Below are 24,212 nucleotides of genomic sequence, written 5' to 3' on the forward strand. Positions count from 1 at the left end.
CCGCCCCGTCCGGTGAGGCCGTGTCAGCAGCCGCAGTCACACCCGCAGTCGCAGCCGTCGCAGCAGCCTCCGTCGCCGCCCTCGCCGCTGCTGCTGCAGCAGTTGCAGCAGTCACAACAGCCGCTGCAGTCGCCGCAGTCCCCGCAGTCGTTGCACAGACCTTCCTTGCGCTCGCGGCTCCACGGGTCCTCGTACGTCCCGCAGCAGAGCTGGCAGGTACAGGCGAGGCCCATCCAGACCGCACAGCCGGCGAGAAGCCCGCGGCCGCGGTTCGGCGGCTCGGGCGGCAGCGGCCCGCCGGGCCCGCCCGGACCGCCGGGCGCGTACGGGTTGCCGGGCACCGGGCCGTACGGGCCGGGCTGCTGGGGCGTGTACGGGCCGGGCTGGTACGGGCCCGGCTGGTGCGCGCCCTGGAGTTCGCCGCCGACGTGTGAGCAGGTGGTCGTGCCGAAGGCCCGGTCGATCGAGCGGCCCAGTTCGTGCGCGAGCAGTACGTGCGTCAGCTTGCCGTTGACGAACTCGGCGTCCTTCAGGGCCAGACGTATGCCGTGCAGCGCGTCGTCGGCGAGCCGCCGGGCCTCGTCCAGGGAGGTGCCGGTGGCGGCGAGCGGGTTCCACGCGCCGGCCGCCGCGTCGGCGGCCCGGTCCTCGACCGCGTCGAGAAGATGGGCGAGCCGGCCGAAGAGCCGGCCGGCCTCGGCGAGCGGCTCGGCGTTGCCCGGCCGGCCGGCGAGTACCGCGGTGTGCGCGAAGGCGGCGGCGGTCGCGGTCTCGGTGGGTTCGGTGACGGTGAGCAGGGAGGTGCCGGGTCCGGCCAGCTCCTCGATGCCGGCCTGCCGGTCCACCGCGTCGACCAGGACGGCGGTGTCGAAGCCGAGGTCCCGGCCGGTCCGCGCACCCGCCCGGTCCCAGGACTTCGCGACCCGGCGGGCCGCCGCGGCGACCGGCTTGCGGGCGAGCAGTCCGTCCCGGTCGGTCACGTGGTCGCGCACCTTCGCCGAGGCGAGCACCAGGGAGACGGCGGCGGCGAGCCGGGCGCCCTCGCCCATGGCGACCGGCGCGGTGCGCATCGCGCGCAGCGGGCAGGGTCCGGCGACGCGGCGGTCGGATGCCGAGACCCCGGCCTGAGCCTCCGTCAGAACGGAGACGATCAGGCCGTCGTAGTTGGTGGCGACGCGGGCGAACTGCCCGTGATCGGCCCGCAGAGCGAGGCAGAGACCGCAGAGGTGGGCCATCCACTCGGTCTTGAGCCCGTCGGTGAGACGGTGCGTGCAGGGCCTGACGATTCCGAACAACAGATTCCCCCGGGCTTCGAGCGTCAGTGCGGCAGGCATCGTATCGAGCCGCGCCCGTTCACCCGTACGTCCCCTGGATCACCCGTCCGGACCGTCGCGGTCGGACTTTCCCATTTTGTGCGCTGTACGACACGTTCGAGCCCCCGTCAGGCTCCGTATATGGGAAGAACATTGACGTATCGCCACATCTTCTGCACCAGGTCCGTCACGAATCCCCTGCACGGTGCCTATCCACTTGGCGCGGGATCCGCATGATGGACGACCATAGGGATGCGGAACCACGAGTGACCGCGTGAAAGGAGGCGTCCATGGGATCGGTGCGCAAGGCGAGTGCATGGCTGGGACTCGTCGAGGACAGCGACGAGCGTTACTACGACGACGAGTACGCCGAGGGAACCGACGGCGGCGACGCCTGGGTGACGGACCCGCGGGTGCGGGTGGCCTCCGACTCGGCCCAGGAACAGGGCCGCCGGATCGCCACCGTCTCCCCGGACGGCTTCCGTGACGCCCGGACGATCGGCGAGCTGTTCCGCGACGGCGTGCCGGTGATCGTGAACCTGACGGCGATGGAGCCGGGCGACGCCAAGCGCGTGGTCGACTTCACGGCCGGCCTCGCCTTCGGTCTGCGCGGCTCCATCGAGCGCGTGGCGACCCGGGTCTTCCTGCTGACCCCCGCCGACACCCGGATCGTCAGCGGGGACCCCGCGGCCCGCTCGCAGGACGGCTTCTTCAACCAGAGCTGAGGGCGGGGCCGCTCGCCGGCCGTGTTCCGCTGCCGAGCGGTTCCGCTCTAGCGGAACGCGTCGAGGCCGGTGAGCGCCTTGCCCAGCACCAGCTGGTGCATCTCGACGGTGCCCTCGTAGGTGAGCACCGACTCCAGGTTGGTGGCGTGCCGCATCACGGGGTACTCGAGCGAGATGCCGTTGGCCCCGAGGATCGTGCGCGAGGTGCGGCAGATCTCGATCGCCTCCCGCACGTTGTTGAGCTTGCCGAAGCTGACCTGCTCCGGCCGCAGCCGCCCGGCGTCCATCCGGCGGCCGAGGTGGTGCGCCAGCAGGATGCCCTTGTGCAGCTCCACCGCCATGTCGGCGAGCTTGCCCTGGGTGAGCTGGAAGCCGCCGATCGGCCGGCCGAACTGCTCGCGGCTCTTGGCGTACTCCAGGGCCGACTCGAACGAGGACCGCGCCGCGCCCATCGCGCCCCAGACGATCCCGTACCGGGCGTGCGAGAGACAGCTCAGCGGGCCCTTCAGGCCCTTCACCCCGGGCAGCACCGCGTCGGCCGGCAGCCGCACGTCGTCCATGACCAGCTCGCTGGTGACGCTGGCCCGCAGCGACCACTTGTGGTGGATCTCCGGGGCGGAGAAGCCGGGGGCGTCGGTCGGCACCGCGAAGCCGCGGACGCCGTCGTCGGTCTGCGCCCAGACCACGGCCACGCCGGCCACCGAACCGTTGGTGATCCACATCTTGCGCCCGTTGAGCACCCAGTCCGCGCCGTCCTTCTTGGCGTAGGTCCGCATGCCCGCCGGGTCCGAGCCGTGGTCGGGCTCGGTCAGCCCGAAGCAGCCGATGATCTCGCCGGCCGCCATCCCGGGCAGCCAGCGCTGCTTCTGCTCCTCCGAGCCGTACTTCCAGATCGCGTACATGGCGAGCGAGCCCTGCACGGAGACCAGCGAGCGGATCCCCGAGTCGGCGGCCTCCAGCTCCAGGCAGGCCAGCCCGTACTGGACGTTGGTGGCGCCCGCGCAGCCGTAGCCGGTCAGGGACATGCCCAGAGCGCCGATCGAGCCCAGCTCCCGGGCGAGCTCGCGGATCTGCGGCAGCTCGCCCTTCTCGTACCACTCGGCGATGTGCGGCAGCACCCGGTCGGCGGCCCAGCGGCGGACGGTGTCGCGGACCGCGAGGTCCTCGGGGTCGAGCAGGTCGTCGAGGCCCAGCGGGTCGGCGGGGTCGAACGGCGGCAGCGTCGACGGGGCGGGCGAGGGGGCGGACATGCGGGGCCTCCGGCGGATCGCACTCGGGACGGGACGGCGCCGCGCCCCCGGTCGGGTGCGGCACCACTGGTCACGGACCTGCGCCGACGTTACGGATCAGTGCGCCGCGCGTCCAGACCCGGCCGTTTCGGCGGGCTCGCGCCGGTGCGGCAGCCGCGGCCCGGCGGGGCGCGCGGCGGGCTTGGTGAGCGCGACCTTGGCGGGAGCCGGCTCCGGGGCCGGACACTCGGCCGGGCCCTCGGGCAGTTCCTGCGGGCACTCCATCACCCGCGGCAGCCGCAGCGCCATCAGCGCGCCGATCAGCAGCAGCCCGGCGCTGACCATGAGGGTGATGTGCAGGCCGTCGACGAAGGCGTGCCGGGCGGCGGCGTGCAGCGCCGCGCCCGCGGACCCGCCGAGCCGCTCGGCGACCTGGTACGCCTCGCCGAGCGAGTTCGCGGCCGCGCCGGAGGCCGCGGCGGGAACCCCGCGCACGTTCTCCAGGCCGGGCGCGTACGCCGCGTTCATCACGCTGCCGAGCAGGGCGATGCCCATACCCGCGCCCAGCTGGTAGGAGGTCTCGCCGATGGAGGCCGCGCCGCCGGCGCTCTCCGCGGGGGCCTCGCTGAGCATCGACTCGTACGCGCCGAAGAGGGTGGTCTGCAGACCGAAGCCGAGCAGCACGAAGGCGGTGGTCAGCAGCAGCGGCCGGTCGTGCTGGCCCATGAGGACCAGCAGCAGCACGGCCGAGGCGGTCAGCACGAAGCCGCCGCCGACCATCCGGCGCGGGCCGATCCGGCGCAGCGTGGACGAGCCGGTGGCGCCGGCGGCCATCGCGGCGAAGGTGAGCGGGAGCAGCCGCAGCCCGGTCTCCAGCGGGCTCAGCCCGAGGATCAGCTGGAGGTACTGGACCGCGATCAGCTGCAGTCCGACCAGCGCCAGCATGGCGAGCACCACACAGCCGACGGAGGTGGTGAAGCCGGCGCGGGAGAAGAGTCCGGTGTCGATCAGCGGGTGGGGGCGGCGTTTCTGCCGGCGGACGAAGAGGACCAGCAGCGCGGCGCCGAGCAGCAGCGGGACGAAGGCGAGCGGGTCGGTCAGGGCGTGACCGGAGCCGACCCGCTTGACGCCGAAGACCATGCCGAGCACGCCGGCCGCGGCCATCAGCGCGCCGAGCACGTCCCACGGACCGTCGGCGCTGCCCCGGCTCTCCGGCAGCAGGATGCGGCCGAGCACCAGCATCAGCGCCATCATCGGGATGTTGAGCAGGAAGACCGAGCCCCACCAGAAGTGCTCGACGAGGAAGCCGCCGAGCACCGGCCCGGTGGCCGCGCCGACGGCGGCGGTGGCGGTCCAGATGCCGATGGCGGTGGCCCGCTCGCGCCGGTCGGGGAAGACCGCCCGGAGGATCGAGAGGGTGGCGGGCATGATCATCGCGCCGCCGACGCCGAGCAGCGCGCGGGCCGCGATCAGCACCTCCGCGGAGTCTGCCGTGGCGGCCAGCGCGGAGGCGGTGCCGAAGAACGCGTACCCGAAGAGCATCACCTTCCGCCGTCCGATCCGGTCACCGAGCGTGCCGAACAGGATCAGCAGCGAGGCGCAGATCAGCGGATAGGCGTCGACGACCCAGAGCAGCTGGGTGGAGCTGGGCCGGAGCTCGGAGCTGAGCGACGGGACGGCGACGTGCAGCACGGTCGCGTCGAGGGTGACCAGGAGGAGGCTGACGCAGAGGACGATCAGGACGACCCAGCGGTTGGCACCGTCGGCGGCGGCCCGCAGCCGTGCCCGAGCCGTGATCGTCCGCGCCATGTACGTACCTCCCAGAGACTCCTCGCGCTCGGCGGGCGCAGGCCCCTCGGGGCGGCCCGGCATCGACACGCGAGTGAGTCGTCAGCGTACGCGAGTTCGGGGGTCGGGCGCGTGGCGCAGCTCTCACCCGCCGGACCGGGGAGTGTGGCGTAGGCCACTCCGGCCGCCTGGCGCGGCGGGTGGAATTCTCCGCGGCCGTCCGGGTGAACTATTTCCCCGGCCCGCAACCCGGCCGCCGCTCGTCACGCGTCTCGACAGGCAAACAGAGTTCCGGAATCACTGCCCGGGCAATAGCGCGGGCACCCCTTCCGGATTTCGACCGAGGACGGAAATGCCCTCCGGCAATGAGACCGACTCCACATCACATCGTCATCACGAACAGCCCGGATCGGCGGGTCCGCGCACTCACTCCCTGTAACGTCGATTGGGTGCGTACCGACATCTTTGCCCGGCTGGACCGGGAGCCGGAACCGCCGAAGATAGAGATCCCGCGGATGACCCGGACCCGTCTCGCCCTCTTCGGCGCGACGTCGGCGTTCTATCTCGCGATCGTGGTCGCCGTGCTGCTCTCCACGTGGCTGGTGCTGCTCGACTGGAAGATCATGCTCTTCCGTCCGTATCAGCAATGGCCGGAGTTGCACGCGTTCCTCGACTACTACGTGGTGCTGGGCCAGCGCGGCCCGACCGCGGTGATGGTGGCGGCCTGGCTGGGCTGGCGCTCCTGGCGGCAGCACACGCTGCGCCCCCTGCTCGCACTGGGCGCCGCCCTGCTGCTGCTCAACGTGACGGTCGGTGCCGTCAAGCTGGGCCTGGGCCGGCTCGGCCCCCACTACGCGACGCAGATCGGCTCCGCCGAGCTCTTCGCGGGCGGCGATATATTTCCGTCCGGCCACACCGCCAACGCGGTCGTGACCTGGGGAATCCTGGCCTATCTGGCCACCACTCCCCGTGCCCGGCGGTATCTGTCGGCGCTGTCCGCGGTGGTCGCCCTGGGCGTCGGTCTCACCACCGTCTATCTCGGTACGCACTGGCTGAGCGATGTCCTGCTCGGCTGGGCCGCCGGTCTGCTGATCCTGCTCGCGCTGCCCTGGTGCGAGCCGGTGATCGCGCGGGCCGAGGCGTTCGTCCTCGGTCTGCGCGAGCAGCTGCGGGCACGTCGCCGTACGGCGCCGTCGCGGCCGGTCGCGGCCGGCGGTCCGCGCCCCGCGCTGTATCCGCCGCGTCCGGCGACGGCCGGCGAGCACGACGCGCACGAGGGTCCGGTGCGCGAGCCGGTGGGCGCGGGCAGCGGCCGGTCCGGAGCGGCACGCGGTACGAACCCGCTGGCCACGCCGACGCGGACGCACCCGCACGGGCACGGTCACCCGCACGCCCATCCGCACCCGGCACGCTCGGAGCGGACCCCGGCGAGCCCCGCGGGCGGCCGCCGGCCGCCGCGTTCACGGCCGCTGACGGGCGGCTGACAGACCCGCTGACGGACCGGGGCGCCCGCCGGACACTCCGGCGGGCGGCAGCGGCCCGCGGGCCCGGCGGATTCAGCCGAGCCAGCAGCGGAGCACGGTGTTCTCGTTCTCGTCCACCTCGAAATTGATCCGGCTCGGCATGTACTCCATGGTGATGATCGAGCCGGGTGCGAGGGAGCGGACGACGCCCCATCCGCGGCTTCTCGCGCGCTGTTCCGCGCCGTCCGCGTCGAGGCCGACATAGGACTCCGGGCTGTCTTCCGGCGGTACGGGAGAGGTCGGTATCGGTGCCATGCCCCTCACGTTAGGCGGCCTCGGACGGTGACGGAAGCGGGTACCGGGAGAGGCCCGGGAGAGTTGTCGTAGCAGGCTCCTACACCACTGCTGTCACTGTTCTGTCACAGCTCGCCGACATGTGTTTGACACGGGGAATGTCACTCGTACGGGGAGTTTCTCGCCGTTTCCCCGGCAATTGCGGCCCGCTTCCGGCACAAGTCCGAGAGGCTGGTGCGAATTGCCGGAAGCAGGGTCCGCAGGAGAAATACCCGCCGTCTGTTTCCGCTCGGCATTCACGAGTTCATCGCAGGATGCACACGAGTCCTCGACGGATCACCGGAGGGAGCCCATGGGGGCGGAGTCGGCGACGGCGGAGGTGGCGGAGCCGCCGAAACGGCTGTTCTCGCCGCGGCGGCGGGGCCGGGCCCTGGTGGGCTGGCTGACCACCACCGACCACAAGCGGATCGGGCATCTCTACCTCGTCACGTCGTTCGCCTTCTTCCTGCTGGCCGGGCTGATGGCGATGCTGATGCGCGCCGAGCTGGCCCGGCCGGGGCTCCAGCTGATCGACAACGACCAGTTCAACCAGGCGTTCACCCTGCACGGCACGATCATGCTGCTGCTGTTCGCGACGCCGACCTTCGCGGGCTTCGCCAACGAACTGGTCCCGCTGCAGATCGGGGCGCCCGACGTGGCGTTCCCGCGGCTGAACATGTTCTCGTACTGGCTGTTTCTCTTCGGCGGCCTGATGGTGGTCGCCGGGCTGCTCGTGCCCAGCGGCGCGGCGAGCTTCGGCTGGACGGCCTACGCCCCGCTGAACGGCCTGGAGCGGTCCCCCGGGGTGGGCGCCGACCTGTGGATCATGGGCCTGGCGCTCTCCGGCTTCGGCACCATCCTGACCTCGGTGAACTTCCTGGCCACGATCATCGGGATGCGCGCGCCGGGCATGACGATGTTCCGGATGCCGATCTTCACCTGGAACGTGCTGTTCACGACGATCCTGGTGCTGATGGCCTTCCCGGTGCTCGCCGCGGCGCTGCTGGTCCTGGAGGCCGACCGGCGGCTGGGCTCGGTGGTGTTCCAGGCCGAGTTCGGCGGGGCGCTGCTGTGGCAGCACCTGTTCTGGTTCTTCGGCCACCCCGAGGTCTACATCATCGCCCTGCCGTTCTTCGGCATCGTCACGGAGATCCTGCCGGTCTTCTCCCGCAAGCCGATCTTCGGCTACGTCACGCTGATCGGCGCGACCATGGCGATCACCGGGCTCTCGGTGGTGGTGTGGGCTCACCACATGTTCGCGACGGGCGCGGTGCTGCTGCCGTTCTTCTCGCTGCTGTCGTTCCTGATCGCGGTGCCGACCGGGGTGAAGTTCTTCAACTGGACCGGGACCATGCTCAAGGGCTCACTCAGCTTCGAGACGCCGATGCTCTGGTCGATCGGGTTCCTGGTGTCGTTCCTGTTCGGCGGGCTGACGGGCGTCATCCTGGCCTCGCCGCCGATGGACTTCCAGGTCACCGACTCGTACTTCGTGGTGGCGCACTTCCACTACACGGTGTTCGGCACGGTCGTCTTCGCGACCTTCGCCGGCTTCTACTTCTGGTGGCCCAAGTTCACCGGCCGGATGCTCGACGAGCAGCTGGGCCGGATCCACTTCTGGACCCTGTTCGTCGGCTTCCACCTCACCTTCCTGGTGCAGCACTGGCTGGGCGCGGAGGGCATGCCCCGCCGGTACGCCGACTATCTGGAGGCCGACGGGTTCACGGCGCTGAACACGGTCTCGACGATCGGCGCGCTGCTGCTCGGCGCGTCCACGCTGCCGTTCCTCTACAACGTCTGGAAGACCCAGCGGTACGGGGCGAAGGTGGAGGTCGACGACCCGTGGGGGTACGGCCGCTCGCTGGAGTGGGCGACCTCCTGCCCGCCGCCCCGGCACAACTTCGCCTCCGTGCCGCGGATCCGCTCGGAGAGCCCCGCGTTCGACCTGCACCATCCCGAGTTCGCCGCCTACGAGGAGGCGCGGCTCAACGAGCGGGCGGCGCGGACGGCGCTGGGCCGGGAGGAGCAGGACGACCGCTCCGGTCCAGGGCCCGGGTCAGCCGGTCCCTGAGCACGCGGATCCGCTCGTCCAGCTCGGGTGGGTCGACCACCTCGAACTCGAAGCCGAGCAGGGCGATGTGGATCATCACCACGTCCAGTCCGTGCGCGCCGGCGCGCAGCAGGCAGCGGTCCGGGCCGTCCGCCTCCAGGACTCCGTCCATCGGCCCGATCTGCCGCCGGGCCTCGTCGAGCGGCGCGTGCAGCCGGACGACGGCCTCGGCGGAGTACACGGCGCTGGACACGCCCCGCGCGACGTAGGCCGCGAGGTCCTCGGCGGGCGGCTCGCGGGGCGGGAAGCGGGGCCCGTGCGGCGGCTTGGGGGTGATCCGGTCGGCCCGGAAGGTGCGCCAGTCGCTCCGGTCCACGTCCCAGGCGACCAGGTACCAGCGGCGCTCGGTGCAGACGAGCCGGTGGGGCTCGACGGTGCGGCGGGTGGACGCGCCGTGGTGGTCGCGGTACTCGAAGCGGAGCCGCTCGCTGTCCCGGCAGGCGTTGGCCAGCTCGGTGAGCAGGGACGGGTCGAGCTGGGCGGCGGGGGTGCGGAGCATCGGCACGGTGAAGGAGTTGAGGGTGCTGACCCGCCGCCGCAGCCGGCCGGGCAGCACCTGCTCCAGCTTGGCCAGGGCGCGTACGGAGGTCTCGCCGATGCCCTCGATGCCCTGCCCGGCGGCCGTGCGCAGCCCCACCGCGACGGCCACGGCCTCCTCGTCGTCGAGCAGCAGAGGCGGCAGCTCGGCGCCCGCGCCCAGCTGGTAGCCGCCGCCGGTGCCGGGGCTGGCGTTGACCGGGTAACCGAGCTCGCGCAGCCGGTCGACGTCCCGCCGCACGGTCCGGGTGGTCACCCCGAGCCGGTCGGCGAGCGCCGTCCCGGACCATTCCCGGTGGGTCTGGAGCAGTGAGAGCAGACGCAGCAGTCGTGCCGAGGTCTCCAACATGACGACGAGTCTGCCAGGGCCCGCGGACAGCAACGGTCCGCAATGGCGCCCCGAAAGGGACGCGGGGAACCACGCGAACGGCCACCACGCACCCGCAACCGACATCCGAGCCGACACCGACGCCCCGAAAGGGCGCGAGGAACCACGCGAACGGCCACCACGCACCCGCAACCGACATCCGAGCCGACACCGACGCCCCGAAAGGGCGCGAGGAACCACGCGAACGGCCACGACGGACCCGCAACCGACGTCCGGGCCCGTCCCCCGGCCCCGGCCGGGTCAGCGCTTGCCGCGGAGGCCGTCGGCGAGCTTGTAGCGGACCGTGTACGCGGCGTCGAGGACCGTGCCGCGGGCCTGGTGGAGGGCGTCGCGGAACCGGCTGCGGGCGCGGCCCGACTCGCCGCGGGCGACCAGTTCGGTCCACAGGGTCTCGTGGAGGGCGGCGATCCGGACCGGGTCGAAGCGCTCCGAGGCCGTCCGGGCCGCCTCGGCCGTGGCGGCCCGCAGCGCGTCGTCCTCGATCAGTTCGAGCAGCGCGGCGGCGACCGCGTCCGCGTCGCCGACCGGGACCAGCCGGCCGTCCACGCCGTCCTCGATGATCTCGCGCGGCCCGTGCGGGCAGTCCGTGGAGACCACCGGCAGCCCGCAGCGCATCGCCTCGACGATGGTCATCCCGAAGGACTCCAGCCGGGAGGTCACGGCCGCGATCGAGCCCTTGGCCCACTCCGGCTCCATCGGGTTCGCGGTGCCCATCAGGCTCACGTGCTCGCCCAGGCCCAGTTCGGCGATCTGCCGCTCCAGCGCGCCGCGCTCGTTGCCGGTGGCGTCCCCGGTGCCGTAGATCCGCAGCCGCCAGTCGGGGCGGGCGGCGACGACCTTGGCGAAGGCGTCGACCAGGACGTCGTACCGCTTCACCTTGGTCAGCCGGCCGGCCGCCACGACGATCTTCGACGCCGGGTCGGCAGGCGGGACGGCCGGCGCGGGCACGCTGTTCGGCACGGCCTCGATCCGTACGCCGGGCAGCCGCAGCCGGGTCCGGTACGAGCGGGCGTCCGCCTCGGTGACCGTGGTGACCGCGTCGAGCAGCCCGTACCGGAAGCCGATCTCGCGGCGCAGCCGGTAGCCGTGGCCGTCCAGGGTGAGGTGCTCCTGGCCCACCCGGACCGGGCCGCGCCGCGTCTGCCGGGCGAGGTGCACGTTCAGTCCCGGTCGCGTGCCGACGACCACGTCCGCCTGAAGGTTCTTCAGATGCGCGGCGATCCGGTCGTCGGTCAGCCGGCTGTACTGCTTCCAGCGGCCGTCGCCGCGCGGGAAGACCCGGGCCGGCTTCTTGTAGTCCGGGTGGTCGCCGTCGTACTCCGCGCTGTTCTTCCGCAGATCGACCAGGTGACGCATCGTCACACCGGCGGGCGCGCCGAGCATCGGCTCGTCGCGGTGCCGGAAGACGGAGACGATCTCGACCTCGTGACGCTCCGCAAGCACCCGCGCCAGGTTGAACGTGGTGCGGATGGTGCCGCCGATGCCGTAGGCGTTGTGCAGCAGAAAGGAAATGCGCATGGCGCTGACGCGCCTCCCCCGTGAGAACGTCAGTGGTGAATCTGGTCTGTCAAGCACTCTACTGCCCCGGACGGACGATCCCGCACGGCCGTCCGGGTGACGGCTGCTCATGGCCGGTAGGGCAACTGGGGCACGACCGCGCAGTTCGCCGTCATGTCACCCTGGGTCACCCAGCCGTGGTTGTCCTGCCAACGGGCCACGGACAGGCAGGTGTTCCGGGTCTTCGGCGGCTCGGCGAGGTGCTCGAAGCGCACCGGGAGCAGCAGCCCGTCCGCGGTGTACGGCTCCGGCCGGTTCACGTACCGCTCCACGCAGGCCCGGGTGAGGTCGCCGGCGCAGGACGCCGCCGCGTCCGCGAACCACATCGCCGCCGCCCATCCCTCCAACTGCCACTGGGAGAGCGGCCGTCCCTTCAGCGTCCCCTGGATCCCCTCGCGGAACGCCTTCACGGCCGGCTGGTCGGTGTCCTCGTAGTTGCGGCTGGAGCCGGTCACCCACAGGGCGTTGCGGCAGACCGGCGACTGCGCGTACTCCTGCGGGACGGCGGAGTTCCAGTTCTGGACGTTGGTCACCTTGGCGGTGACCCTGACCCCGGCGTCGTCCATCGCCTCGCACAGCCGCGCGTTGCCGTGGCTGTCCAGGGCGTCGAACACCAGGTCCGGGTTCTGGGCGCGCAGATCGGCGGCGACCGCGCGGTAGTTGGGCAGGGCGAAGTCGACCTGCTCGGTGACCACCCGGTATCCCTCGGCGCGCAGCCCGGCGACGATCAGCCGGGCGTACGCGGCGGAGGCGGCCTGGTTGTACGAGACAACCGCCGCCGTGCCCGCGCCGTGCTCGGCCTTGAACCAGCGGTAGACCTCGGTCCCGCCGTACAGGACGCCGTTCCAGCCGGGCGCCTTGCCGGTGCGCGGGGCGAGGCTGCCGTAGATGCCGTACAGGTGCGGATAGGTGTCGTACGCGGGGCCGAGCGGCTGGCCGCCGATGTCGGGGACGCTGGCGCGGTCGACCAGCGGGGCGCCCGCGTAGTCCAGGGCGGTGGTGGCGACCAGCGCGAACACCTTCTTCTCGTCGAGGAGTTCGTGCACGCAGGCGGTGTTGCCCACTCCGCTGCCGCCGTCGTCGCAGGTGACCGGTTCGACGCGGCGGCCGTTGATGCCACCGTCGGCGTTGAGCGCGGCGAAGTACGCGAGGGCCCCGTCGCGCGGGCCGGTGAAGGCGTCGCCGCCGACGGGGCTGGTCTCGCTCGCGATGATGCCGACGCGCAGCGGCGCGGCGCCGGCGGGCGACCGTTCCTCGAAGGCCGCCTCCGGGAGCCGGCTGCCGCAGGCGGCGACGAGCGCGAGCAGCAGGACGAGGACTGCGCTCCTGAGGACCTCAGCAGCCCGGAACGGCATTGCCGCTCTGATTCACCAGCGCGCACAGGGTCTGGACGGAGACCTTCCACACGCCGTCCTGGAGGACCGAGGTGCCCTTGCTGTCGGGCACGGCCGGGGTGCCGGAGATCAGCAGGTCGTAGGTCACCGCGGCCTTGTCGGCCGAGGTGAACGCGATGGCGTTGACCTTGGCGGAGGCGCGGGCCGCGTTCGGGTCCGCGGCGAAGGCGGTCAGCACCGGCCGCATCTGCTCGCCGTTCTCGAGGACCCGGACCCTCTCGTCGACCGGGGTCTGCGCGTCGAAGAAGGCGGTCCAGTTCTTGGTGATCTCGGCCTTGGCGGCGGCCGGGTCGTCGGGCTGGTTCGTCTGGGTACGGGTCGGGGTCGGCGACGCGTCGCCGCCGTTGCCGCCCCCGTTGTCGGAGCATGCCGCGGCGACCGGGGTGACGACCAGGACGGCGGCGGCCGCGAGGGCCGCGAGACGGGACCGTCCGCCGGACCGGCCGTGTCTGTTGAGAACCATCTGGCTCACCACCGGGTGTCCGTTCAGGCCAGGTGGCCTGATGATTCCAGGGTGGGCCGGTTCCCGGCATCGCGCAAAGCAAGCCCCTGGCCAGCCCTGGGAGGTCCCCTCCGTGCCGACACGCCGGATGCTGCTGTGGGCCGGGCTCGCGGCGGCCGCCGCGGGCGCGGTGCTGTGCGTGGTCGGCTGGTACGGCCTGTCCGGCGAGCGTTTCGCCGAACGCCAGCTGCCGTGGCTGGCGTCGGGGACGGTGCCGGGGGCGGCGCTGATCGTGGCGGGAGCGGTGCTGGTGGCGGGGGTGTGGGGGCGGACGGAGGCGAGCGAGGCGCCGGAGACACGTGCGGCGCAGGAGGCACCGTCCCCCTCCCCGCGGCCCTCCACGTCGCCGCCGTGGAGACCGTCCTCCTCCGAACCTCCGCTGCGGGTGCCCGGCGGGACGCTGGCGCACCGCCCCGACTGCCCGCTGGTGGCGGGGAAGGCGGAGGCGGTGCCGGTGGGGGACGAGGAGCTGGACCCCTGTCCGGTGTGTGACCCGTGGCCTCGCTGACGTACGAACTGACGCTCGCCGGCCTCGCGGTGGGCAGCGCGGCGGCGCTGACCGGCATCGGACTGATCGTCACGTACCGCGCGACCGGCGTGCTGAACCTGGCGCACGGGGCGGTCGCGATGGTGTGCGCGTACGTGCTGCGGCAGTTCGTGGTGGAGTGGGGCTGGCCGCTGGGGCTCGGCGCGGCGGTGACGCTGCTGGTGGTGGCCCCGGGGCTGGGACTGGTCCTGGACGTGGCGGTGTTCCGTCCCTTGGCGCTGGCGGGCTCGGACCCGACGCGGACTCTGGTCGCCTCGATCGGTGTGTTCGTGCTGCTGGTGGGCGCGGCGGCGCTGCTGTGGGGCACGGGGGCGCGGGACGACGCGCCGGTGCTGCTCGGCGACGACCCGTGGGCGCAGCTTGCGGCGGTGCTGCTGCTGGCGTGCCTGGTGGCGGCGGTGACGCGGTGGTCGCGGTTCGGGCGGGAGCTGCGTGCGGTGGTGGACAACCGGCCGCTGGCGGTGCTCGGCGGGATCGACGCGGACCGCGTGGCGTCGGCGGGGTGGGCGTTCGGCGCGTTCACGGCGGGGCTGACCGGGGTGCTGCTCGCGCCGTACGTGCGGCTCGACCCGTACGGGCTGCCGCTGCTCGTGGTCGAGGTGATCGCGGTGGCGGTGGCGGCGCGGATGCGGAGCCTGCCGGTGGCGATCGGGGCGGCGCTGGCGATCGGTGTGGCGCAGGCGCAGATGACCCGGCTGCACCCGGAGGGCTGGGCGGGGCCGCTGGTGCAGGCGGTGGGCGCGAACCTGTTCGTGGTGGCGCTGCTGGTGGCGGCCTTGGTGCTGCCGGGGGTGGGCGCGAAGGACAGCCTGCCGCCGCCGGAGGTGGCGCGGCGCACGCCACCGGGTGTGTGGCCGGTGGTGGCGGTCCTCTTCCTCCTCCCCCTGGGCTTCGCAGGCTCGGACCTGCGGACGTCGATGCAGATCCCGGCCCTGGCGATCGTGCTCCTGTCGCTGGTGGTGGTGACGGGCCGGGGCGGCCAGATCGCACTGGGCCAGGCGGCGTACGCGGGCCTGGGGGCGCTGCTGACGGGCGTGCTGACGGGCATGGGCCGGCCGGTGGGGCCGGCGCTCCTGGTGGCGGTGGTGACGGTGGCTGCGGCAGGTGCCCTGACGGCCTGGCCGGCGATCCGCCGCCACGGCCTGGCGCTGGCGCTGGCGACGCTGGCGGTGGGGGTGGCGGTGAGCCGCTTCGTGTTCGCGCAGCCGTACGCGACGGCGGACCTGTCGCTGGCCCGCCCGGAGGCGCTGGCGGACGACCGCGCGTACTACGCGGTGGAGCTGGCCGTCCTGGCGGCCTGCCTGGCACTGGTCGGCGCCCTGCGACGGGGCCGCACGGGCCGCGCGCTGGCGGCCCTGCGGGACCACGAACCGGGCGCGGAGGCCGCGGGCGTCCCGGTGGCCCGCCTCAAACTGGCGGCCTTCGTCGTAGGAGCGGCCCTGGCGGGGTTGGGCGGCGCACTGGGCGCCCTCTCCCTCGGCGCCTTCGACCCGGAGGCGTACGACCCGGTCCGCGCCCTCCTGTGGTTCGCCGCGATCGTCGTCCTGGGCGCCGACAGCCTCCTCTCCCCTCTCCTGGGCGCCGCCCTCCTGGTAGCCCTGGACGCCGGCCCGAGAGGCGGTGCGGCCGCCGCCCTGATCGGCCTCCTGGCCACCCAGACAGCGAGGGTGCCACCCCTGACGAGGTGGCTGGGCACGGACATGCCCTGGCCGGGAAGGCGCCGCGAAGCGGAACCGCTCGGGGGCGAACCCCCACCCGCCCCTCCCCCGCGCACGGGTGGTGCGGGCGGGAGACCCCGTCCGGCCGCGGGCCGGCCACGCCCCCACGCACCCGCGCCGCGGCTGCAGGCCGTCGGCGTCGTGTACGTGTACCCCGGGGGTGTGCTCGGGCTGGATCGGGTCAGTGTGGAGGTGACGCCCGGGCGGGTCACCGCTGTCGTGGGGGCCAACGGGGCCGGGAAGAGCACGCTGTTCGGCTGCCTGGCCGGGAACCTGCGGCCCCGGGCGGGGCGCGTCGTGCTCGACGGCGTCGACATCACGCGCCGCCCCGCCCACAGCCGTACACGGCTCGGCATCGCCCGGAGTTTCCAGCAGCTCGCCGTGTTCCCGTCCCTCAGCGTCGAGGACAACGTCCGCGTCGGGGCCGAGCAGAGCGGACGCGCCGGCGCCGGGTCCGCCACGGAGCAGGCCCTGCGGCTCTTCGGCCTCGACGGAGCCGTCCGCCGGCGCCCCGCCGCCGGGCTGCCCACCGGCACCCTCCGCCGCGTCGAACTCGCCCGCGCCCTCGCCGGCCGCCCACACACCCTGCTGCTCGACGAGCCCGCCGCCGGGCTCGACACCGCCGAGGCCGCGGACCTCGCCCGCGTCCTCGCCGCGCTCGCCGCCGACGGCCTCGCCGTCCTCGTCGTCGAGCACGACCTCGACCTCGTCGCCGGGATCGCCCACACCGTCCACACCATGGAAGGCGGGCGGATCCTCCCATGAGCCACGAGATCGCGCTCCTTCGCGCCCGCGTCCGCTACGGCCCCCTCGAAGCCCTGCACGGCGTCGACCTGCCCGTCCCCGCCGGCACCGTCACCGTCCTCCTCGGCCGCAACGGCTCCGGCCGCACCACCGTCCTGCGCGCCCTCGCCGGAACCGTCCCGCTGTCCGCCGGCCGGACCGTCTGGCGCGGCGAGGACGTGACCCGGCTGCCCGCCCACGCACGGGCCCGCCGGGGGCTCTGCCTCGTACCGGACGTCCGCGCCGTGTACGCGACGCTCACCGTCGCCGAGAACCTGGCCCTCTCCCCCACCGCCCCCGACGAGGCCCTGGCCGCGTACCCCGCCCTCGTCCCGCTGCTCCCCCGCCGCGCCGGCACCCTGTCCGGCGGCGAACGCCGCATGCTCGCGGTGTCCCGCGCCCTGCTCACCCCCGCCGCCCGCGTCGTCCTCGTCGACGAGCCGGCCCTCGGCATGGCGCCGGACGTGGCGGCGCGCACGTACGAGCGGCTCGCCGCCCTCGCGACGAGCCGCGGCGTGGCCGTCGTGCTGGCCGAGCAGCGGCTGCCGCCGCCCGGCACCCTGCCCCGCGGCACGCTGGTGCACGAACTCCGGCGGGGCTCCCTCGCGTTCAGCGGGGAGCCCCCCGAAATCGCCGCGCGGGCTAGGGAATAGAGATCCGCAGCATCAGCCCGATCCGGAGCCGGTTCGGGTCCGCTCCGATCAGCTTCCGGTTCGCCTCGTACAGCGCCTGCCAGCCGCCCTTGATCCTGAACCGCCGGGCGATCGAGCTGAGCGTGTCACCGGGCTGGACGACGTGCGCCCGCCCGCTCAGCCCGTACCGCTTGGAGCAGACCGGCCAGGCCTTCCAGCCCTGGGTGCGCAGCACCTCCTCCGCGACCTTGATCTGCTGGGCCCGGGTCGCGAGATCGGCGCGCCGGGCGTACCTGAGCCCGCCGTGCTCCTCCCACGTGGGCTGCCAGAACTGCAGCCCGCCGTAGTAGCCGTTGCCGGTGTTGATGTGCCAGTTCCCGCTGCTCTCGCACTCCGCGACGCAGCCCCACGGCCACTGGTCGCCGGCGCAGGCGGGCGCGGCGGAGGACACAGCGGAGGTGGAGGACACAGCGGAGGGCGGTGAAGACGCCGCGGAGGACGGTACGGACGCCGCCTCGGCCGGAGGCGTGCACAGGACGGCACCGCTCATCGCGGTGAGCAGCGCGCCGGCCGCGAACAATCGGATCTTCGACATCGGGTCACGCTAAGGACCCGCGCCCCGCCGCGGCCGCGTCGCCGCGCGGGCGGCCCGCCGACCCCACCCGGTCGGCCCACGGCAATGCGTGGCATTTGCCGCGTGACTCCGGCCGCGCATCTCCCGTTGAACTCGGCATGAGACGACCGGGAACCGCCCGGCGTCGCACGCACCGAGTCCAGGGAGTCCCCCGTGCCGCGCATGCTCGACGTCAGCGAGGACGTACGCGCCGAGATCGGCGACGAAGAAGCCGACCGGCTGCTCGCCGGCGAGAACGCCCCGGGAAGCTACGACTGCACCTCCTGCCGGACGCCGGGCGACTCCGAGCAGGAGCGCACGAGCACCGTGCTGTTCGTCGGCGAGGAGACCGCGGTCCTGGCGTTCGCACACGCCGGCTGCATCCCCTCCCAGGTGGTGAGGGTCGCCGAGGACCAGCTGCAGGGCGCGGTCCGCTCGATCACCGCCTCGGACACCGCGGACGCGCTGTCCGCCGCCCACCCGGAGCAGGCCGTCCTCGGCGTCACCAGCGGCCTGGTCCTGATCCAGGGCGAGCTGCATCCCGCACTGGTCGTCGAGCCCACCGCGCCGGTCGCCCGGCCCGGCTCCGACGGCCTCGGCGACGAGTTCCTGCCGCTGCTCATGGAGCAGGGCTTCCAGCCGGTCGTGGACGTCAACGAGAAGCCGGCCACGCTGCCCGGCTGGTCCGTCCTGGTGGCCATGGGCCAGCTGCACTCCGTGCTCCAGCCGGGCCCCGGCGGCGCGGGCCAGGCGGCCTGGTGGCAGGCCCACCAGCCGCTGCAGGTGACGGAGGGCTGGCGCGCCGCGGCCAACAAGTCGCACACCGTCCTGGTGTTCGCCGCGCCGGTCGGCTCCATCGGCCAGCAGCCGCGCGAGGATCTGCTGCGCGACGCGCTGGAGAAGGCCGCGGCGAACGGCCGCCTGGTGGCCGCCGCGATGCCGCTGGCCGGCACCTGATGGGGGACGTGCGCCCGGGCATAGGACCGGCGTACGTACCGGGGGTGCCGACCGTCCCGCGCCCCCGGGCCGCTCCCCTTTCGGAGAGCCGCCCGCATCCGACGGACCGCGGGGTCGTTGGCTCATACGTGCACGGATACGATTCCTCCCCCCAGCCGTACCAGAGCCCGATCCCCGCCATGCGCCCCGCGCAGGAGCGGGCGGCGGAGCCGTCGCAGACGCCGATCTACGACCGGTTGTACGCGGAGTACCGACGGGCCTTCAGGACCCTGCCGGGCGACCGCAGCGGCGAGGAGGAGCTGAACTTCCGGACCTTCGGCATCGGCGGGTACGGCGGCGGCAGCGGGTTCACGTATCCCCGGGCGTGGCAGGCGGCACTGCCGCCGGGCCCGCGCCGGGGGCTGTGACGGAGGACCCCACGAGACGGCGGAGGGCCGGGGCTCACAGCCCCGGCCCTCCGCCGTGTCCTGTCACGTCGACGTGAACGTCACTTCTTCCGGCTGCGCTTCTCGCGCACCCGCACCGAGATGTGGATCGGGGTGCCCTCGAAGCCGAACTCCTCGCGCAGCCGGCGCTCGACGAAGCGGCGGTAGCCGTGCTCCAGGAAGCCGGAGCTGAAGAGGACGAACCGCGGCGGCTTGGTGCCCGCCTGGGTGCCGAACAGGATGCGCGGCTGCTTGCCGCCCCGGATCGGGTGCGGGTGGGCGGCGACCAGCTCGCCGAGGAAGGCGTTCAGGCGGCCGGTGGGGACGCGGGTCTCCCAGCCCGCCAGCGCGGTCTCGATCGCCGGGACCAGCTTGTCCATGTGGCGGCCGGTCTTCGCGGAGACGTTGACCCGGGGCGCCCAGGCGACCTGCTGCATCTCGGTCTCGATCTCGCGCTCCAGGTAGTAGCGCCGCTCCTCGTCGAGCTCGTCCCACTTGTTGTACGCGATGACCACCGCCCGGCCCGACTCGACGGCCATCGTGATGATCCGCTGGTCCTGGACGGAGATGTTGTCGGTGGTGTCGATGAGGACGACCGCGACCTCCGCCTTCTCGACGGCGGCGGCGGTGCGCAGGGAGGCGTAGTAGTCCGCGCCCTCCTGGAGGTGGACCTTCTTGCGGATGCCCGCGGTGTCCACGAACTTCCAGGTCTTCCCGCCGAGCTCGATCATCTCGTCGACCGGGTCGCGGGTGGTGCCGGCGAGTTCGTTGACGACGACGCGCTCCTCGCCGGCGACCTTGTTGAGCAGGGAGGACTTGCCGACGTTCGGGCGGCCGATGAGGGCGATGCGGCGCGGGCCGCCGATCGCGTTGCCGAAGGTCTGCGCGGGCGCCTCCGGGAGGGCCTTGAGGACCTCGTCGAGGAGGTCGCCGGTGCCGCGGCCGTGCAGCGCGGAGACGGGGAACGGCTCGCCGAGGCCGAGGGACCACAGCATGGCGGCGTCGGCCTCGCCGGACTGGCCGTCGACCTTGTTGGCGGCGAGCACCACGGGCTTGCCGGCGCGGCGCAGCAGCTTGACGACGGCCTCGTCGGTGTCGGTGGCGCCGACGACGGCGTCGACGACGAAGACCACCGCGTCGGCGGCGTCGATGGCGAACTCGGCCTGGGCGGCGACGGAGGCGTCGATGCCGAGGACGTCCTGCTCCCAGCCGCCGGTGTCGACAACCTTGAAGCGGCGGCCGGCCCACTCGGCCTCGTAGGTGACGCGGTCGCGGGTGACGCCGGGCTTGTCCTCGACGACGGCCTCGCGGCGGCCGATGATCCGGTTCACCAGGGTCGACTTGCCGACGTTCGGGCGGCCGACGACGGCGAGGACGGGGAGCGGGCCGTGCCCGGCCTCCTCGATCGCGCCCTCGACGTCCTCCCGGTCGAAGCCCTCTTCCGCGGCGAGCTCCATGAACTCCGCGTACTCGGCGTCGCCAAGTGCCCCGTGGTCGTGCTGGTCGTTCATGAAGTCCGTTCCTTGATCATTCGTGGTCGGTGGGTTCCCCGGGCCCCGGGGTCCCACTACTCAAAAGTCTCGCTCAGCGTCCGGTGAGACGCCTGGCGTTTTTCAGGTGCGCGGTGAGCTGCTCCTGGATGCGCACGGTGGCGTCGTCCAGCGCCTTGCGGGTCCGCCGCCCGGAGCCGTCCCCGGCCTGGAAGGCGTCGCCGAAGACGACGTCGACGCTGCTGCGCAGCCGCGGCAGCCCCTTGACCAGCCGTCCGGGCTTCTCCGTGCTTCCCAGCACGGCGACCGGGACGATCGGCGCGCCGCTGCGGACGGCGAAGTACGCGAGGCCGGCGCGCAGCGAGGCGAAGTCGCCCTCGCCCCGGGTGCCCTCGGGGAAGATCCCGAGCACGCCGCCCTGCTCCAGCACCGCGAGGGCGTTGCCGATGGCGGCCCGGTCGGCGCTGGTGCGGTCCACCTCGAGCTGCCCGATGCCCTCCAGGAAGCTGCCCAGCGGCCCGACGAACGCCTCCTTCTTGATGAGGAAGTGCACGGGGCGCGGGGCGGTGCCCATGACCATGGGGCCGTCGATGTTGTGGGAGTGGTTGACGGCGAGGACGACGGGCCCGGTGGCCGGGACCCGCCAGGCGCCGAGCACCCGCGGCTTCCACAGGCCGTACATCAGCCCGATGCCGATGCGACGGCCGACGGCGGCGCCTCTCCCGGAGGGCTGGGTCACTTCTGGGCCGCCCTCTTCTCCTCCACGAGGGTGACGACGCACTCGATGACCTGCTCGAGGGTGAGCTCGGTGGTGTCGACCTCGACGGCGTCGTCGGCCTTGGCGAGCGGGGAGGTCTTGCGGCTGGAGTCGGCCGCGTCCCGCTTGATCAGGGCCTCCCTGGTGGCGTGCACGTCGACGCCCTTGAGCTCGCCGGAGCGGCGGGCGGCGCGGGCCTCGGCGGACGCGGTGAGGAAGATCTTCAGGTCGGCGTCGGGCAGCACGGTGGTGCCGATGTCGCGGCCCTCGACGACGATGCCGCCGGCCGTCTGCGCGGCGATGGACCGCTGCAGGTCGGTGATGATCGAGCGGACCTCGGGGACGGCGCTGACGGCGCTGACCCGGGAGGTGACCTCCTGCGTCCGGATCGGGCCGGCGGCGTCGAGCCCGTCGACGGTGATCGTGGGCGCGGACGGGTCGGTGCCGGAGACGATCACGGGCTTGGCGGCGGCGGTCGCGACGGCCTGCGCGTCCTCGACGTCCACACCGTTGGTGATCATCCACCAGGTGATCGCCCGGTACTGGGCGCCGGTGTCCAGGTAGCGCAGACCGAGCTTGGCGGCGACCGCCTTCGACGTGCTCGACTTGCCCGTGCCGGAGGGGCCGTCGATGGCGACGATCACGGATTCCACGGTGTGGGGCACCTTCCTGGTGGCAGGGGACGGCCCTCGCGGATGCGGGGGACCACCACAAGGTTACCGACTCACAGCCACCCGTTCGGCCGCGCGCCGTACCGCCCGCCCGTCACGCGGTGCGCAGGGACCAGCCGCGTTCCCTCAGCGCCGCGCCGAGGACGCCCGCCGCGGCGGGCTCCACCATGAGCTGTACGAGGCCCGCCTGCTGGCCGGTCGCGTGCTCGATGCGGACGTCCTCGATGTTCACGCCCGCGGCGCCGGCGTCGGCGAAGATCCGGGCCAGCTCGCCCGGCTGGTCGCTGATGAGCACCGCGACGGTCTCGTACTGCGCGGGGGCCGCGCCGTGCTTGCCGGGGACGCGGGCGCGGCCGGCGTTGCCGCGGCGCAGCACGTCCTCGACGCCCGCGGCGCCGCCCTGCCGCTTGTCCTCGTCGGCGGACTGCAGCGCGCGGAGCGCCTGCACGGTCTCGTCGAGGTCGGCGGCGACCCCGGCGAGGACGTCGGCGACCGGGCCGGGGTTGGCGGAGAGGATCTCCACCCACATGCGCGGGTCGGAGGCGGCGATGCGGGTCACGTCGCGGATGCCCTGGCCGCAGAGCCGTACGGCCGTCTCGTCGGCGGTCTCCAGGCGCGCGGCGACCATGGAGGAGACGAGCTGCGGGGTGTGCGAGACGAGGGCGACGGCGCGGTCGTGGGCGTCGGCGTCCATGACGACGGGCACGGCGCGGCAGAGCGCGACGAGCTCCAGGGCGAGGTTGAGGACCTCGGTGTCGGTCTCGCGGGTGGGCGTGAGGACCCAGGGCCGGCCCTCGAAGAGGTCGGCGGTGGCGGCGAGCGGGCCGGAGCGCTCCTTGCCGGACATGGGGTGGGTGCCGATGTACGCGGTGAGGTCGAGCCCGAGTTCCTGCAGTTCCCGCCGGGGGCCGCCCTTGACGCTGGCGACGTCGAGGTAGCCGCGGGCGAGTCCGGCGTTCATGGCGTCGGCGAGGGTCGCGGCAACGTGGGCCGGGGGGACGGCGACGATCGCGAGGTCGACGGGGCCCTCGGCCGGCTCGTCGGTGCCGGCGCCGAGCGCGGCGGCGGTACGGGCCCGGGCCGGGTCGTGGTCGACGAGGTGGACGGTGACGCCCCGGCCGGCGAGGGCGAGGGCGGCGGAGGTGCCGATCAGCCCGGTTCCGATGACGAGGGCGGTTCTCACGGGGCGGTGTCCTTGCTCGGGCGGCGACGGGGCTCGGGGAGGTGCGGGGCTCTGGGAGGTGCGGGTGCTGCGATCAGATTAGTCGGCGCGGGCGGACGGGGTAGAAAGGTCCGCATGCTGATGCATGTCGTACCGCTGGACGAATGGACCGCGGCTCCCGAGGCCGCCTATGCCCCGCCGTCGCTCGCCTCCGAGGGGTTCGTGCACTGCTCGCCGGACGAGCCGACGGCGCTGGCGATCGCGGACGCGCACTACCGGGACGTGCCGGGGACCCTGCTCGTGCTGGTCCTGGACGAGTCGCGGCTGGCGGCGGAGGTCCACTGGGAGGGCTCGGAGGACATGCTGTTCCCGCATGTGTACGGGCCGATCGAGCGGGCGGCGGTGGCGTCGGTCCTGGAGGTGCGGCGGGACGCGGACGGCCGTGCGAGCGAGCTGACGCCCTGGGTCTAGGGGTGTCCGACGATTCCCCGTGGAACAAGGGCCGGGCGTCGCGACGCCGCGGGGAATTGTCAGACGCCCCTAGGCGTGTTTACGGGACGGCCGCGCGGCACAGGGCCAAGCTGGGGCCCATGACTCAGGCTCCGGAACCCAGACCCCGCCGTACCGTGCTGCTGGCCGGTGCGGGCTCGCTCGCCGCGCTGGCCGCGACGGGCTGTGGCTCGGACAACGGCTCGGACGGGGGCGCGACGCCGACCCCGACGACGGCCGAACCGACCACGCAGCCGACGACCGCGCCGTCCCCCACGGCCTCGCCGACGGCCTCGCCGACGGGCGCGACGTCTCCCCCGGCGGGCGAGGCGCTGGCGAAGACCTCGGACATCCCGGTGGGCGGCGGCACGGTCTTCGCGGAGCAGAAGGTCGTGGTGACGCAGCCGACGGCGGGCGAGTTCAAGGCGTTCTCGGCGATCTGCACGCACATGGGCTGCACGGTCAACAAGGTCGCCGACGGCACGATCGACTGCCCCTGCCACGGCTCGAAGTACCGCATCACCGACGCTTCGGTGGTCGCGGGCCCGGCCCCGCGCCCGTTGCCGCCGGAGCAGATCACGGTGTCGGGCGACCAGATCACGCTGGACTGACGCGGGAAACAGGACCCCTGG

The 24,212-nt window shown here is 73.3% G+C and carries 23 protein-coding genes; 10 read left to right on the forward strand and 13 right to left on the reverse strand.

Going from position 1 to position 24,212, the window contains the following annotated elements; translation table 11 throughout:
* Window positions 1-23: 23 nt before the first annotated feature.
* A complete protein-coding gene (locus ABZO31_RS06300) occupies window positions 24-1,295 on the reverse strand; it encodes a DUF5685 family protein (RefSeq protein ID WP_406860015.1) in 1,272 nt (423 codons plus the stop codon).
* Between the two features lie 308 nt (window positions 1,296-1,603).
* Between ABZO31_RS06300 and ABZO31_RS06305 the strand changes: the two genes are divergently transcribed.
* Complete coding sequence (locus tag ABZO31_RS06305; RefSeq protein ID WP_406860016.1) at window positions 1,604-2,038, forward strand: cell division protein SepF; 435 nt, start codon at window positions 1,604-1,606, stop codon at window positions 2,036-2,038.
* A gap of 47 nt (window positions 2,039-2,085) precedes the next feature.
* On the opposite strand, the gene ABZO31_RS06310 is transcribed toward ABZO31_RS06305, so the two are convergent.
* Together ABZO31_RS06310 and ABZO31_RS06315 are read right to left on the reverse strand one after the other, a co-directional pair.
* Window positions 2,086-3,288 carry an acyl-CoA dehydrogenase family protein gene (locus ABZO31_RS06310; RefSeq protein ID WP_406860018.1) on the reverse strand — a complete coding sequence of 401 codons (1,203 nt, stop codon included), beginning with the start codon at window positions 3,286-3,288 and terminating at the stop codon, window positions 2,086-2,088.
* A 96-nt stretch (window positions 3,289-3,384) separates the two neighbouring features.
* Window positions 3,385-5,076, reverse strand: coding sequence for an MFS transporter (locus ABZO31_RS06315; RefSeq protein ID WP_406860019.1), 1,692 nt, complete (start codon window positions 5,074-5,076; stop codon window positions 3,385-3,387).
* Between the two features lie 428 nt (window positions 5,077-5,504).
* Between ABZO31_RS06315 and ABZO31_RS06320 the strand changes: the two genes are divergently transcribed.
* Window positions 5,505-6,539 carry a phosphatase PAP2 family protein gene (locus ABZO31_RS06320; RefSeq protein ID WP_406860020.1) on the forward strand — a complete coding sequence of 345 codons (1,035 nt, stop codon included), beginning with the start codon at window positions 5,505-5,507 and terminating at the stop codon, window positions 6,537-6,539.
* 72 nt (window positions 6,540-6,611) lie between these two features.
* Here ABZO31_RS06320 and ABZO31_RS06325 read toward each other — a convergent pair whose 3' ends face one another.
* Entirely contained in the window at window positions 6,612-6,833 is a 222-nt protein-coding gene (locus ABZO31_RS06325) for an I78 family peptidase inhibitor (RefSeq protein WP_406860021.1), read from the reverse strand.
* Between the two features lie 331 nt (window positions 6,834-7,164).
* Between ABZO31_RS06325 and ctaD the strand changes: the two genes are divergently transcribed.
* Window positions 7,165-8,919, forward strand: coding sequence for a cytochrome c oxidase subunit I (gene ctaD / locus ABZO31_RS06330; protein WP_406860022.1), 1,755 nt, complete (start codon window positions 7,165-7,167; stop codon window positions 8,917-8,919).
* Here the strand turns inward: ctaD and ABZO31_RS06335 are convergent.
* The 4 genes from ABZO31_RS06335 to ABZO31_RS06350 all read right to left on the reverse strand — a co-directional run bounded on the left by ABZO31_RS06335 (window position 8,834) and on the right by ABZO31_RS06350 (window position 13,297).
* Window positions 8,834-9,844 (reverse strand): helix-turn-helix transcriptional regulator, encoded by a 1,011-nt coding sequence (locus tag ABZO31_RS06335; RefSeq protein ID WP_406860023.1) that lies wholly within the window; start codon window positions 9,842-9,844, stop codon window positions 8,834-8,836. The genes ctaD and ABZO31_RS06335 overlap by 86 nt on opposite strands.
* Before the next feature lie 279 nt (window positions 9,845-10,123).
* Window positions 10,124-11,401: a glycosyltransferase gene (locus ABZO31_RS06340; RefSeq protein WP_406860024.1), complete on the reverse strand. Its 1,278-nt coding sequence runs from the start codon at window positions 11,399-11,401 to the stop codon at window positions 10,124-10,126.
* A gap of 107 nt (window positions 11,402-11,508) precedes the next feature.
* Complete coding sequence (locus ABZO31_RS06345) at window positions 11,509-12,795, reverse strand: ABC transporter substrate-binding protein (protein ID WP_406860025.1); 1,287 nt, start codon at window positions 12,793-12,795, stop codon at window positions 11,509-11,511.
* On the reverse strand, window positions 12,776-13,297 hold the full coding sequence (locus ABZO31_RS06350) for a hypothetical protein (RefSeq protein WP_406860026.1): 522 nt from the start codon (window positions 13,295-13,297) through the stop codon (window positions 12,776-12,778). The genes ABZO31_RS06345 and ABZO31_RS06350 overlap by 20 nt, the downstream gene beginning before the upstream one ends.
* Before the next feature lie 127 nt (window positions 13,298-13,424).
* On the opposite strand from ABZO31_RS06350, the gene ABZO31_RS06355 reads away from it, so the two are divergent.
* From ABZO31_RS06355 to ABZO31_RS06365, 3 genes are read left to right on the forward strand one after another with little or no spacing between them, the layout of a single operon-like run.
* Window positions 13,425-13,844, forward strand: a complete 420-nt coding sequence (locus ABZO31_RS06355; RefSeq protein WP_406865270.1) for a hypothetical protein — start codon at window positions 13,425-13,427, stop codon at window positions 13,842-13,844.
* On the forward strand, window positions 13,832-16,366 hold the full coding sequence (locus ABZO31_RS06360; protein WP_406860027.1) for an ABC transporter permease subunit: 2,535 nt from the start codon (window positions 13,832-13,834) through the stop codon (window positions 16,364-16,366). The genes ABZO31_RS06355 and ABZO31_RS06360 overlap by 13 nt, the downstream gene beginning before the upstream one ends.
* Entirely contained in the window at window positions 16,363-17,037 is a 675-nt protein-coding gene (locus tag ABZO31_RS06365; protein WP_406860029.1) for an ATP-binding cassette domain-containing protein, read from the forward strand. Before ABZO31_RS06360 ends, ABZO31_RS06365 begins: the two co-directional genes overlap by 4 nt.
* On the opposite strand, the gene ABZO31_RS06370 is transcribed toward ABZO31_RS06365, so the two are convergent.
* Window positions 17,027-17,611, reverse strand: a complete 585-nt coding sequence (locus tag ABZO31_RS06370) for a transglycosylase family protein (protein WP_406860030.1) — start codon at window positions 17,609-17,611, stop codon at window positions 17,027-17,029. The genes ABZO31_RS06365 and ABZO31_RS06370 overlap by 11 nt on opposite strands.
* A 192-nt stretch (window positions 17,612-17,803) precedes the next feature.
* On the opposite strand from ABZO31_RS06370, the gene ABZO31_RS06375 reads away from it, so the two are divergent.
* Together ABZO31_RS06375 and ABZO31_RS06380 are read left to right on the forward strand one after the other, a co-directional pair.
* Complete coding sequence (locus tag ABZO31_RS06375) at window positions 17,804-18,586, forward strand: hypothetical protein (RefSeq protein ID WP_406860031.1); 783 nt, start codon at window positions 17,804-17,806, stop codon at window positions 18,584-18,586.
* A gap of 179 nt (window positions 18,587-18,765) precedes the next feature.
* Window positions 18,766-18,993, forward strand: coding sequence for a hypothetical protein (locus tag ABZO31_RS06380; RefSeq protein WP_406860032.1), 228 nt, complete (start codon window positions 18,766-18,768; stop codon window positions 18,991-18,993).
* A gap of 80 nt (window positions 18,994-19,073) precedes the next feature.
* Here ABZO31_RS06380 and der read toward each other — a convergent pair whose 3' ends face one another.
* From der to ABZO31_RS06400, 4 genes are all read right to left on the reverse strand, one after another.
* A complete protein-coding gene (gene der, locus ABZO31_RS06385; RefSeq protein WP_406860033.1) occupies window positions 19,074-20,522 on the reverse strand; it encodes a ribosome biogenesis GTPase Der in 1,449 nt (482 codons plus the stop codon).
* Window positions 20,523-20,595: 73 nt separating this feature from the next.
* Window positions 20,596-21,282, reverse strand: coding sequence for a lysophospholipid acyltransferase family protein (locus ABZO31_RS06390; protein ID WP_406860034.1), 687 nt, complete (start codon window positions 21,280-21,282; stop codon window positions 20,596-20,598).
* Window positions 21,237-21,923: a (d)CMP kinase gene (cmk, locus tag ABZO31_RS06395; RefSeq protein ID WP_406860036.1), complete on the reverse strand. Its 687-nt coding sequence runs from the start codon at window positions 21,921-21,923 to the stop codon at window positions 21,237-21,239. Before cmk ends, ABZO31_RS06390 begins: the two co-directional genes overlap by 46 nt.
* A gap of 100 nt (window positions 21,924-22,023) precedes the next feature.
* Window positions 22,024-23,112, reverse strand: a complete 1,089-nt coding sequence (locus tag ABZO31_RS06400) for a prephenate dehydrogenase (RefSeq protein WP_406860037.1) — start codon at window positions 23,110-23,112, stop codon at window positions 22,024-22,026.
* A gap of 114 nt (window positions 23,113-23,226) precedes the next feature.
* Here ABZO31_RS06400 and ABZO31_RS06405 point away from each other — a divergent pair, with 114 nt between their 5' ends.
* Together ABZO31_RS06405 and ABZO31_RS06410 are read left to right on the forward strand one after the other, a co-directional pair.
* Window positions 23,227-23,562, forward strand: coding sequence for a DUF952 domain-containing protein (locus tag ABZO31_RS06405; protein ID WP_406860038.1), 336 nt, complete (start codon window positions 23,227-23,229; stop codon window positions 23,560-23,562).
* Between the two features lie 119 nt (window positions 23,563-23,681).
* Window positions 23,682-24,191, forward strand: coding sequence for a Rieske (2Fe-2S) protein (locus ABZO31_RS06410; protein ID WP_406860039.1), 510 nt, complete (start codon window positions 23,682-23,684; stop codon window positions 24,189-24,191).
* Window positions 24,192-24,212 lie beyond the last annotated feature (21 nt).

Source organism: Streptomyces solicamelliae (assembly GCF_045348655.1).
In the GTDB taxonomy this organism is placed as follows: Bacteria; Actinomycetota; Actinomycetes; order Streptomycetales; family Streptomycetaceae; genus Streptomyces; species Streptomyces solicamelliae.